Here is a 12339-nt window from a genome sequence, read left to right on the forward strand (position 1 = left end):
ATTTGGGATATTGTCTTTCATATTAGAAATAAGTGGAGAGGGGAACAAACAGTGGAGAGTGAGGAGCTTATTAAAAAGTACGATGGGCAAGATAAGTCTCATATGCCAGAATTCGTAGTGGATGAATTCACGAATGCGATACTATCGGATTTCCCAGTTCACTGCTCGTATCGGACAACGAGCTTAGAACAGCCAACTTTTCACTCCCATAATGGATTTGAGCTTTATTTATGTGTACAGGGAAATGGTAATTTCATTGCCAGTGAACAGATACATGCTCTGGGAATGGGAACGTTCACCGTTGTCAGTCCAATGGCGTTGCATCTATCGAGGCCAGATAGGAGTGTGCCCTTTCATCGCTATATCCTTGCGGTCCAAAGAAGTTATTTGGAAAATTTATATGTAGAAGATAGGGCTTCTTCTTTCATAATTAGACAATGGCTTCCAGAACCAGATAATGATTCGATTCATTTTCAATTAAATGGCCGACAGTTATTGAATTTACAGGATACGTTGGCTCAACTAGAAAGGGAAATTAACAAGAAACAGCCTTGCTATCCTTTGATTGTCAAAAGCCTCATCCTACAATTATTTGCCCAACTAGGACGTTATCAATTTGAAACGGGTGAAGATCAGAGAGGGAGCTATGAACAGAAACGACTGGTCGAGAACATTCTCTGTTATATTATGGAGCATCACCACGAGCCACTTAGCGCGGAGACTTTATGTGGACAGTTCCATTTGTCGCGTTCCTACTTATTCAGGATATTTAAGCAGAATACAGGAGTATCTATTAATGAATCTTTGATTACTATTCGAATTAATAAGGCAAAGGACTTCTTACAAGGAACTGAACTGCCGATCACGGAAGTCGCAGCGACTGTTGGTTTTCAAGATCTTTCTCACTTTTGTCATACCTTTAAACGTTTATCTGGGATGACTCCTAGCCGCTATCGATCCGCACATATGCTGATATCTCCGTCAATCCTACCTCTATCCTCTACGATATAGCTTTAGGTATAACCTCATGAGCGATCTAATTAAAAATGAAAAACAAAGAAAGGTAACTCCGTTTAGATATGATACGGTTGGAAGCTTCAGCGGTGAGAGAATCAGGTCATATTACAGCAGGAGCTACTACCACAGCTTCGGTATATATCTATTCAGGGCAGTCATATATTCAACTGCCATGGTATAATGATTTGGTTAATCGTTCAGGAAACAGTGATTCGATTAACTCACTTTTGATGAATTGGAATAAATGACAGAATGAATTTACAAGCAGCGGATAGCATCCCCAGGTAAGTGCGACACTTCAAATACTAAGAATGGAACCTTAGCTTGATCTTATACCAATCTGAAGGAGTGAGTACGATGGGATATGTATTACGGATATTTCTATTATATTGTGGTGTGATACCATTTTCTTTTTCCATAATGACATTGGTATTGCTGAGCACAAATTTGAGTTTGGCGGTTATTGCTATTACGATGATGCTCGTAAGTGGGATAGCAGCGGGTGTACTGGCCGCTATGGACAGACAACTTCCTGAGCATTTTGGCAAAAGATATTTACCGGTTGTTTTTCCACTTGGATATACCGTTGTGCTGTGGGCTGTATGTATGTTAATCAGTGGAGGTTTTTATGGAAGCTCTATATGGGGCGTTCATACCTTGTTGCAAATACCGTTTCTCCCGATTAGTTTTATGACCTCATTTGAAGGTGTAGGAATCATATATTTATTAGCGCCTTTATCTTATTATTCGGCTTTTCTGCTAGGTTATTTCTTTAAAGAGAGAACACGGCAGCCGAGAATCGTAGTACATAGAAAACAGCTAGTCTCGGCTGCAATTGTTATATTCCTAGCAGTTGGAGTTGGCAGTACGGTGCAGTGGCAGCGTAGCCAAACGGTTCTACCTTCTTATGGATTTGAGCATGGGGGAGGTTACTCGAGTACTGATTTATGGCCATATGAAGTTTCAAATCCTAGTAACCGATTGCCACGGCTGGCAGAAGAAGCACAATTTAGAATTGAAGATTCCAAGGATATGCTTATTTTAGATGGAGCGGAAGCTGCTTTTCCCGTCTACTCTGCTTTTGCTCAGGCCACATACGACCTGACGGGCTTAGGGGATTCTAAGGCGGCATTCGTCAGCTTCACAAACACTATTAATGCTTATGAACGGCTATTGAATGGAGAAGTTGATATTTACTTTGGGGCAGAACCGTCTGCGCATCAGCTGGAAATGGCAAAAGAGAGTGGGCGTGAACTAGTCATGACACCCATTGGTAAGGAAGCATTCGTTTTCTTTGTAAACGAAAATAATGTAATCAAGGGGTTGACGGTGTCTGAGATTACAGACATTTACTCCGGTAAGACTCAGAACTGGAAAGAAGTTGGAGGGAAGAACAAGAAGATCGTTGCCTTCCAACGTCCTGAAAATTCGGGAAGCCAGACCCTTTTGGAAAAGATTATGGCAGACACACCTATAATTAAACCTTTAAAAGAAGAAGTACCACGCGGTATGGGCGGGATTTTAGAGCAAGTAGCTGATTATCGGAATTATGAAAATTCAATTGGGTTTTCATTTCGTTTTTTTGCAACAGGTATGAATCAAAGCACGGGTATTAAACTTCTTGCTATCAACGGGGTGGAACCCAATGAAGATAATATTTCAAATGGTACTTATCCATTTTCCGCTCATTTATATGCTATTACATTGAAGAAGGATAATACTAAGCCAATGATTACTCCATTTCTAGAGTGGATGCAAGGACCTCAAGGCCAACAACTGGTAGAGGAAGTGGGCTATGTGAGATTATCAACTCCTTGATTGCTAAGGAAGCGATAATGGATTGGAAATCAACGGATGGGAAAACAGTATGGGATTGAAAGATAATTTATTCAAATGGAAACATTACAAGGTGGAGAGGATGCTATTATCAGTAATTCGGACCTGCTTCTACAGTAATTGGCGACTCATCTTGAACGTGTTTGTAAAAATGAATAAAACTCCTATAAAGGAGTTTTATTCATAAGCAATGTCAGCGCGTGAAGGGCTACTTTAAATTTAGAAACGCCCCCCGGCAGCGAAGCCTTTTGGAGAGATACGTTCAATTTCTTCGAAATCCGCTGGAGTAAGTTGAACCTGCAGAGCGCCAAGATTCTCCTTCACCCGGTCTATTCGTTTTGTACCAGGGATTGGCACAATGAAGTCTCCCTGGGCGAGAAGCCACGCCAATGCAAGTTGAGCAGATGTACACATTTTTTTTGAAGCCATCTCTTCAATCAGCGCCGCGACTTCCATATTTTTAATGAAGTTATCGCCTTGGAACCGTTCATAATTTCGTCTATAATCATCCTCTGCCAAATCCTCGAACTTTTTAATTTGTCCTGTCAGGAATCCCCGTCCCAGCGGGCTATAAGGTACAAAACCAATTCCCAATTCTTTGAGAACCGGAAGTACTTCATCTTCCACTTCTCTACTCCATAAAGAATACTCCGTTTCCACTGCAGTAATGGGATGAATGGCGTGCGCACGACGGATGATATCTGCAGGTGCTTCGGATAGACCGATAAAACGGATTTTCCCATCTTTGACCAAGTCGGCCATCGTTCCAATGGTTTCTTCAATAGGGGTATTCGGATCGTAGCGGTGTTGATAATAGAGGTCAATGTAATCCAATCCGAGATGATACAAGCTAGCATCCACGGATTTTTTGATATACGCCCGATCACCTTTGGGCCCCTGGGTATGTGTTACACCAAATTTAGTGGCAATCACCGCTTTATCCCGTCTATGCTTAAGCGCCCGCCCTACCAACTTCTCGTTTTCTCCAAACCGTTGCTGCGCAAATTCACCATAAATATCCGCTGTGTCAAACATAGTGACGCCGATATCCAGCGCCTCATGAATCACGCGAACCGATTCCTCGTTATTCGGCATCATCATGGTGCCAAGACCTAATGCTGAAACTTCTAATCCTTCACGTCCAAGCGTCCTTTTTTGTATAACTTCCGACTTCATCCATTCTACCTCCTAGAAATATTAATTTAGTAATTAAATAAAATCTGTGGATGTACCAAGTGTTTCCCATTCAGTCAAATCTTTTTGAACATTTATAAATACCGCCTCCCGCAAAACCATAAAAACCACCTACGGAAGAGAAGTTGATAATATGCCCAGATCTTTGCTTTCGCAATAGAGGGAGTGCTTGCCGCAAAACGTTAAGTGTACCAAACACATTAATCTCAAATTTTTTACGGACTAATTCATCCGAAACCTCCTCAATAAATCCTAATTGACCATAACCGGCGTTATTGACGACGACATCAATTCCGCCAAAATGTTTAATTGTTGCAGAAATGGCTTTTTGGACGTCTTTTTCATCTGATAAGTCGAGGTTTATAGCAAGAAAGATATCATGGCTTCCGACTGCTTATTCCAAGTCAGCTTTGGTTCTTGAAGTTGCAGCTACTTTATATCCTTGCTCTAATAGCTTTCTGACAAGTGTCAATCCCATTCCTGATCCTTGTTCTTCACATCCCTTTCCTGATCCTTGTTTTGGGTACATTATTATCATACTTGTTAAAGTATTGTCTAAGTCAAATAGGCCGTTATTGTTGAGTAAACAGTTATAAAAATGTACAATATGTTAGAGTAACTCTAACTACTATGGAGTGTGATAAATAAATGGACTATACCGTCAAGGATATTTCAACAAAAACAGGGATAACAGCTCATACACTGCGCTTCTATGAAAAACAGGGGGTCCTGCCTTATGCAGAACGAACTGAACAAGGAATCCGAATGTATGACGAGTCAAGTGTTGAGTGGATAGAAACAATTTTAGCGCTGCGTTCGACTGGAATACCTTTAGCTGATTTAAAACTATACGTAGATTTATATAAAGATGGGGATAGTACTCTACATAAGCGAAAAGAGATAATAAACAATCACAAAGTAAAAGTCGAGGAACAAATGCTTCTTTTAATTAAAACCTTAGGAAGAATCAACTACAAAATGGCATTGTTTGACGTACAATTGGAAGAATTGGATAGGTCGTCTTGCACTTTGTGATGTTATACAAAAAATAGCATCTAGCGATTATTATCGACTCTGCTTCTGCCAAAAAATAAAGGTTAAGAACCATGTGTTTAGCAAAGCATATTTCTATAAGATAAATAAAAACGGACTTCTCATGAAGAAGTCCGTTTTTGATGTGGATATAGGAGGCGAATTCAAGAGGGCGTCTTTAAGCAGACGTCCTCTTTTTTTATGTGAAAATTAAACGCACGCATGCCGTGTGTCGTCTTCTTAAAAACGTGGCATATTTTGAATGATAGACTTATGCGCTCAAGACGGCGCTTCAGCGCAATAATGTCTCCTGATTGTGCTGACTGTATTTTACGGCTTGAAGTAGTTTACAATTGTAAAAATCTATGGGATTTTGTCAGACCTTTGAATATTGTGACATCTCATACAAACCAATCCAAAGGGCGGAATTGGACTTAAGTCTCTTAAAGAAAAAAATTGTCGAATTTCATAGAATGGTGGTAAAATAAGTGATAATAATCACATTAGGGGAGATTATTTTTTGAGTAGATAGTCTTATAGTGGGACAAGAATAACAAAATATGACAAGTGGGGCTAGTGTAACAATGAAATACAACCTGTATTTATCAGCTCTACTAATAATTTCTACCTGCGGCACCTTAAGTATGGTCTTTCTCTCATGGAAAAGAAGAGAGCTACCGATTGCAATTAGTTACGGCTTGGGTATGTTGGCAGGCGCATTCTACACCTTCGGATATGCTTTTGAGATTGTTAGCCCTACTTTGGATCTAATGCGTGTCTGGCTTCGTGTACAATATATTGGGATACCCTTTGGATCTATGATATGGATTATTATGATATTGCAATATACAGGCCGACAGGCGTTTATACGCAAATGGTTTGTTACATTGCTGATGGTCATTCCCATCACTACGCTTGTGGCTCATTATACGAATGAGTCGCATCATTTATTTTATAAGAGTATGACGCTAGATAGTTCAGAGAGCTTCCCGCTGGTTTCCTTGATTAAAGGGCCATTATATTGGGTGCATGTGACGAATTCATATATCCTTTTTATAATAGGTATGGGGTTATTGATCCAAATGTATCGTAAAGCGACACCTCGAATGAAGAAGCAAATTGCCTTTATGATGATAGGCTCCTGCGGACCCTATGGAGGTACACTTATCTATTTAAGCGGTGTTACCAACATATCTATTGATTTCACTCCATTTGGATTTCTTTTCTCAGGTGTGTGCTATATGTGGGGGATTTATCAGTTTAATATGCTGAGGCTTGCGCCCTTTGCTATGCAAAAGGTATTTGAATCGATGCAGGATGCGGTCATTGTAATGGATATGGATCATTGCATTGCGAGTTTTAATCAGTCGGCAAGTCAGGCAATTGAAGGTTTGAATCGTAATCATGTGATTGGACAGCCTGCTGTACAGATCTTCTCCTCGTATCCCAAGCTTGTGGAGAGGCTTATTCAGCAAGAGCCATCTTCTGATAATCAAATACAAATTACTGGAAAAGTGGATGCAAAATTCTATAATGTTCATTTATCGCTTATTATCGACAACAAGCAAAGAATCGTAGGTAAGATGCTTTTGTTAAGTGATGTAACGGAAACAGTTCGCAACGAGGAAGCGCTGCTATATAAATCAAGACAGTTGGCAGAGCTGAATACTTTCAAGGACAAGATGTTTAATGTAGTCGCCCACGATATCCGCGATCCTCTTGCCGTACTCATCAACCTGATGGAGCTAATGGAGGAAGAGATGCAGACTTGTGGTGAGAATCATGATGAAATCGTCCATGAAATGGGGAATCAAATTCAGAATACATTTACATTAGTAGAAAGCTTGCTGGAATGGTTTCAGAGTCAGAGAGGCGGCATGGTGTTTAACCCGGTAATAAGGGATTTAGCCCACACGGTTCAGACGAATGTACGATTGTTACAAGTTCGGAGCGCGGGCAAGAATATTAATATCATATCCGAAATATCGGATAGTCTCTATGTGTTCGCAGATAAAGAAATGCTAGATTTAATTATCCGTAATCTTCTATCTAATGCCATTAAATTTACGGAATATGGTGGGAGTATTCGATTAAAAGCGGATCAAGCGGATGGTAAAATAATTATCTCTGTAAGCGATACCGGCTCAGGCATACCGGCCGACCAAGCCGAAACCTTATTACAGGAAGCCTATCCGGTCTCATCTCTGGGAACAGCTGGAGAACGAGGTGTTGGGCTTGGACTCACCCTATGCAAGGAATTTGTTCGCTTGAACGGAGGAGAAATTTGGTTTGACAGTGCGCTTGCGCAAGGTAGCACCTTCTATTTCTCCCTCCCGACGCCTCCAGAAGCTTCAGATCAATCTGAACATCAGGATGGAAGGTGGGAAGTCGTATGAAGGTTGTTATTATCGATGACGAGAAGGGCATGCATATCGTTATGAAGCGAATGCTCGGCAAGGTTGATGAAGTCGAGATCGTGGGGAGCTTCCAAGAAACGTCGGCGGCCTATTTGTTTCTGACAATTCAAGATGTAGATTTGATCTTTATGGATATTAATATGCCGAAGGAAAGCGGTCTTGAGTTCGCTGGGCGGTTAAGAGAGAGTGGCAGACAAATGAAAATCGTGTTCGTTACCTCACATAAAGAATATTCACTTCATGCATTTGATGTATATGCATTTGATTACATAGTGAAGCCGGTTAATCAAGAAAGGCTTTATCATACTGTCCAACGGGCGCTTTCCGAAATGCCGTCACCAATAGGTTCGGTGGAACAGGACTCGTCCTCTACACGAGTCCTGTTTAATTGTCTAGGCGGTATGGAGATTCGAAGTGCTCAGAACGTGTTAGTCAAGTGGAAGACTAGCAAAAGTGCGGAGCTTTTTGGCTATTTGTTAATGCATAAAGGCAGACATGTGTCCCGAGCGAGAATCATTGAAGATATGTTTGGCGAGATGCCTCTAAAGAACGGCGAAACCTACCTAAACACAACAGTCTATCAGCTTCGTAAATTGTTGGATAATTATGGACTCAAGGAGATCGTACATTCCTACAGTAGCTATTATGCGTTAGATCATAACCAGGTTGATGTCGATTTCCTTCGTTTTGAAGAAGGCTGCAAGCAGATGGCTGTAGTGGATGATACCTGTATCGAACAGGCACTGGAGCTTGAACAGCGCTACACCGGGGATTTATTCGGGGATCGTGTTTACCCTTGGGCTCGGAGTGAGGTCGAACACCTATCGTTAATGTATACATCCTTTACCCAGCGGTTATGCGAGGCTTTATTAATCAGAGGTGATACGCAAACAGCAATCCGACTATTAATGAAGCTAATCACCCGTAACGAGCTAGAAGAAGGAACAATTATGCTATATCTGAGGGCCTTGGCTCTAACGAAGAACAAAGAAGCATTGAACCGACAATATATTCAATTCGAAGAAACATTGTATAGAGAGCTTGGAATAACCCCTTCCTCCGAAGTATCTGCACTATATAGCCATCTGATGTCAGAGCTAGATTCATAGAATACGCTTATTATGAAGAGCCCTTCACATGAAGGGCTCTTTTTGGTGTGAAAGTTTGTCATTCTGCTGTCATTGGGGTTGGTTATACTTTAGTTCTTGCAGCAAGTGAGGAGGGATGTAATTTGAAGGTCGTCATTATCGATGATGAGAAGGCCATGCATTTAATCATGAGACGAATACTCGCTAAGGTGGATGAGATCGAGATTGTGGGGAGCTTCCAGGATACCTCGACTGCATTCTCGTATTTGGTGAATCATGAGGTGGACTTGGTATTTCTAGATATTAAGCTGCCACGAGAGAATGGTATCGAGTTTGCCAAGCGATTAAGAGGGAGCCACAGGCGAGTGAAGCTAGTATTTGTCACGTCCTATAAAGAATACGCATCGGCTGCATTCGAGGTGAATGCCTATGATTACATCGTGAAGCCCGTTGAGCAGGGCAGACTTCACCAAACTGTGTTAAGAGTACTTTTCGAAGCGGGGACTTGACCATTGGCTCCTTAGCCTTTTTTGCCGAAGTTTGTCATTCTGCTGTCATTGGGGTTTGTTATGCTTGTCTTTGTTACGGATAGTATGAAAATTAGAAGGGGGAAATGGTGTGCGTAGTGTGTATAAAAAAGGAATTTCCATCATCTTAGTGATGTTGATGGTAGTAGGTGGATTGAATGGGTTGTTTGTTGGAGGTGTCAAAGCATTTGCTGCGGGTGGCTTCGATGTGCAGCAGCATGCTGAAAAATAAAGATTATAGTATTACGAGGTATATCTTAAAATTTCACACCTCCCCCCCAAAATCGGGGATATGTTATTTGTAGATGCAGTGTTAGTATGAAAAAACTTTTCAAGGCGGAAGGTAGTGGATGCGACAAAATTTTTAAATGGAACATCTCGTATGTTAACGCATGCTTTAACTACAGCATAGCGACAATATAAATAGATTCAGCGGAGGTAACTACATGATAAGAAATGGTTCAAAGCGTTTAGTATCAGTTTTTATGGCACTTATTTTAGTTTTTTCAATGTTTGGCAGTTTGGTTTCAGCGGACGGGGGCGATGAAACACCTGCTTTGACAAACGTAATTAATTATATTAACTTTGGCACATACGCAGGTAAGATTGTAAACTACAGTGATAATACTGGTACTGTAGATTTCTATCTACCGCCTGGTACTAATTTGGGGCAAACACCCTATTATATTAATCTTGGCATTTCAGATGGGTCCTCGATTTCTTATAATAATGGGGTCAAGGACTGGCCAGTCCCTGGGTCATATCCCTGGTATGTTTACAATCCTAACATATTCAAAGTAGCCTCTGGGGATGGGACATACCGGAATTACACGTTAAAGGGGTACGCTTCAGAATTACCTACTTCAAATGATCTCACGAGTTTCAGTATTAATGGGATTGCTGGGAAAATTAATAATGATACCGATAGTGTTGAGGTTACTGTCCCATACGGTACAGACTTAACCAACATTAAGCCTCAATTCAGTCACAACGGATTTTACGCTGAGATTAATGGGGTTGCTCAGAAATCTAATGTTGATGCTGTTGATTTTTCTTCGCCCGTACTTTATAAAATACACAGTGTATCCGATGCGAGTACTCACGATTACTTGGTGACTGTCAACGTACTTCCCAATATGACATTAACGTTAACTACGGACAAAACTTCATACAAACCTGGAGAGCCTGTTGTAGTTACTGTATCAGCTAGTGGTACTACCAATATCAACGAAAATGGCGTCAATAGGATTAAAACCACTTTGGAGTTTAATCCAACGGAGTTCTCTGTGGAGTCTTACATTGACGAGGATGATGAGTATACAGAGGGGTACTACAAACCGCTTGTAGCTAGAGAAGATGCGTATATGAATACTCCATATATACTTAAAATGTCATCGCCTAGTGCGAAGTATTTAATCTTAGACTTGCATTCAGAGATTCCTTTTAAGGATGGACCTGTATATCAAGTAACTTTAGATTCTCTAGACACTTTAGGTAGTTATGATGCTTCGCTAAACATCTATATTGGTACTGTCAAAGCAGGTAATGATTATATAGGTGAGTCACCTATTATTGTTAATACCTTGGTTAAAGTAGTGGCACCAAGTTCGGAGAAGCAAATAACCCAATTTTCATTGCTTGGAAATGAGGGATCAATTAATCAGGATGATAGAACGGTAGATGTACTGGTACCTTTTGATACCGACTTAGATGATGTAGCATCACAATTCAGTGTTTCTGATGGTGCATCTGTCAAGGTAGGAACAACTGAACAAGTTTCAGGAACTACACCTAATAATTTTACGAGTTCAGTTACTTACACTGTTTACGCAGAAGATGAATCGTACCAAGATTACTTGGTTAGTGTAAGTCGTGCAGCAGTCATACCGATACCAAACTCATCGAAGGACTTAGGCACTTTCTCAGTTCTGAATAAATATGGGATAATCAATCAGGCTGATAAAACAGTAGATGTACTAGTACCTTCTGATGCAGATTTAACTGCATTAGCATCGCACTTCACTACTACAGGAGCATCTGTCAAGGTAGGAGATATTACACAGGAGTCTGGTGTAACATTGAATAACTTTACACATCCTGTTACCTACACAGTTTATGCCGAAGATGAATCGTACCAAGATTACAAAGTTACTGTTAATCTTGCACCACCAGTGGTTGATGAACCACCAGTTGTAGTTACCCCTCCAACTGGTAACCCATCAACGGGCTCGGGTTCAACGCCTACTGCAACACCTACACCACCAGTAACACCAGTAGCACCAGTAACACCAACAACTAAACCGTTCTTTAACGAAAAGGTTAATATCGATGTAATCAAGGCGCTAGTAGAAAAAGTAAATACTGCACCAGCAGTAACATTTAAGGATGTACCTGCAAATGCTCCAAATGCTAAAGCGATCGAGTTAGCAGCTAAGCTTGGGATCATTAAGGGAAATGCGGATGGCTCATTCCATGCCAATGCTACGATAACTAGGGCAGAATTTGCGACTATGTTAGTAAGAGCACTTGGATTAACGTCTGAAGGTGATTCCAGCTTTAAGGACATCAAAGGACATTGGGCGGCAGATACAATTGCAACGTTAAAAGCTAGTGGTATTATCAACGGTTATGCGGATGGAACGTTCAAACCGAATCAGACCATCACAAGAGCGGAAATCGTGGCTATGCTATCCAAAGTAATGAACACGACAATAGTAAAAAATGATAAGTTTAATGATGTTTCAGGTAACTGGGCAGAGGCTGAGATTGCTACGTTATCTGATATGGGGATCGTAAAAGGTTCAGCCGATGGTTCATTCAAACCTAATGCGAATGCTACGAGATCGGAGTCTTTAGTTATGATTCTGCGGATGTTGAACGCAAGTCTTGGCGATTCACTAGACATAGAGTAGCAAACACTTATCACTCATACGGTAGGTACTGGTAAACAGTACCTACCGTATTTTTTTGCTTTTTTTATATATGTGGACTCTGTGTACTCTACACATGTGGAGTGCTCAATATTGATGGTGCATTAGATATATTCTCAACAAAGGGATCTTCCCGACAAAAGAAGATCCCTTTGTAATGAATTCGGCATAGCATCCTTTTCCCATATAAAGGTAAATATAATAGGTACAGGTATGTTGATCGTGTATGGATATAATGCTCATACAGATTGTCGTCTACGAGAATATAATTGCCCAAAGTGCAATGTTGCACTTTGGG

At 40.8% G+C, this 12339-nt stretch carries 12 protein-coding genes; 9 read left to right on the forward strand and 3 right to left on the reverse strand.

The genetic code is table 11. The annotated features are described in order from the left end of the window. The first annotated feature begins 51 nt into the window (after nt 1-51). The 3 genes from ACP8HI_RS06185 (at nt 52) to ACP8HI_RS06195 (ending at nt 2835) form a co-directional block, all read left to right on the forward strand. Nucleotides 52-1011: an AraC family transcriptional regulator gene (locus ACP8HI_RS06185; RefSeq protein ID WP_438350247.1), complete on the forward strand. Its 960-nt coding sequence runs from the start codon at nt 52-54 to the stop codon at nt 1009-1011. Nucleotides 1012-1079: 68 nt separating this feature from the next. After that, nucleotides 1080-1265, forward strand: a complete 186-nt coding sequence (locus ACP8HI_RS06190; protein ID WP_438350248.1) for a hypothetical protein — start codon at nt 1080-1082, stop codon at nt 1263-1265. Between the two features lie 109 nt (nt 1266-1374). Continuing rightward, nucleotides 1375-2835, forward strand: a complete 1461-nt coding sequence (locus tag ACP8HI_RS06195; RefSeq protein ID WP_438350249.1) for a PstS family phosphate ABC transporter substrate-binding protein — start codon at nt 1375-1377, stop codon at nt 2833-2835. Between the two features lie 237 nt (nt 2836-3072). Here the strand turns inward: ACP8HI_RS06195 and ACP8HI_RS06200 are convergent, their stop codons facing one another. The 3 genes from ACP8HI_RS06200 to ACP8HI_RS06210 form a co-directional block, all read right to left on the reverse strand. Then, nucleotides 3073-4014 carry an aldo/keto reductase gene (locus tag ACP8HI_RS06200; RefSeq protein ID WP_438351725.1) on the reverse strand — a complete coding sequence of 314 codons (942 nt, stop codon included), beginning with the start codon at nt 4012-4014 and terminating at the stop codon, nt 3073-3075. A gap of 85 nt (nt 4015-4099) precedes the next feature. Continuing rightward, nucleotides 4100-4423: an SDR family NAD(P)-dependent oxidoreductase gene (locus tag ACP8HI_RS06205; protein WP_438351726.1), complete on the reverse strand. Its 324-nt coding sequence runs from the start codon at nt 4421-4423 to the stop codon at nt 4100-4102. An 18-nt stretch (nt 4424-4441) separates the two neighbouring features. After that, complete coding sequence (locus tag ACP8HI_RS06210) at nt 4442-4576, reverse strand: hypothetical protein (protein ID WP_438350250.1); 135 nt, start codon at nt 4574-4576, stop codon at nt 4442-4444. Nucleotides 4577-4695: 119 nt separating this feature from the next. On the opposite strand from ACP8HI_RS06210, the gene ACP8HI_RS06215 reads away from it, so the two are divergent. The 6 genes from ACP8HI_RS06215 (at nt 4696) to ACP8HI_RS06240 (ending at nt 12023) form a co-directional block, all read left to right on the forward strand. Next, nucleotides 4696-5082, forward strand: coding sequence for a MerR family transcriptional regulator (locus ACP8HI_RS06215; RefSeq protein WP_438350251.1), 387 nt, complete (start codon nt 4696-4698; stop codon nt 5080-5082). 557 nt (nt 5083-5639) lie between these two features. Then, entirely contained in the window at nt 5640-7475 is a 1836-nt protein-coding gene (locus tag ACP8HI_RS06220) for a histidine kinase N-terminal 7TM domain-containing protein (protein ID WP_438350252.1), read from the forward strand. Then, nucleotides 7472-8605 (forward strand): response regulator, encoded by a 1134-nt coding sequence (locus ACP8HI_RS06225; protein WP_438350253.1) that lies wholly within the window; start codon nt 7472-7474, stop codon nt 8603-8605. The genes ACP8HI_RS06220 and ACP8HI_RS06225 overlap by 4 nt, the downstream gene beginning before the upstream one ends. Before the next feature lie 122 nt (nt 8606-8727). Next, nucleotides 8728-9093 (forward strand): LytR/AlgR family response regulator transcription factor, encoded by a 366-nt coding sequence (locus tag ACP8HI_RS06230; protein ID WP_438350254.1) that lies wholly within the window; start codon nt 8728-8730, stop codon nt 9091-9093. A gap of 109 nt (nt 9094-9202) precedes the next feature. Continuing rightward, nucleotides 9203-9343: a hypothetical protein gene (locus ACP8HI_RS06235; RefSeq protein ID WP_438350255.1), complete on the forward strand. Its 141-nt coding sequence runs from the start codon at nt 9203-9205 to the stop codon at nt 9341-9343. Nucleotides 9344-9596: 253 nt separating this feature from the next. Continuing rightward, on the forward strand, nt 9597-12023 hold the full coding sequence (locus ACP8HI_RS06240; RefSeq protein ID WP_438350256.1) for an S-layer homology domain-containing protein: 2427 nt from the start codon (nt 9597-9599) through the stop codon (nt 12021-12023). Nucleotides 12024-12339 lie beyond the last annotated feature (316 nt).

Origin of the sequence: Paenibacillus sp. FA6, assembly GCF_051550225.1 — a bacterium.
In the GTDB taxonomy this organism is placed as follows: domain Bacteria; phylum Bacillota; class Bacilli; order Paenibacillales; family Paenibacillaceae; genus Paenibacillus_AQ.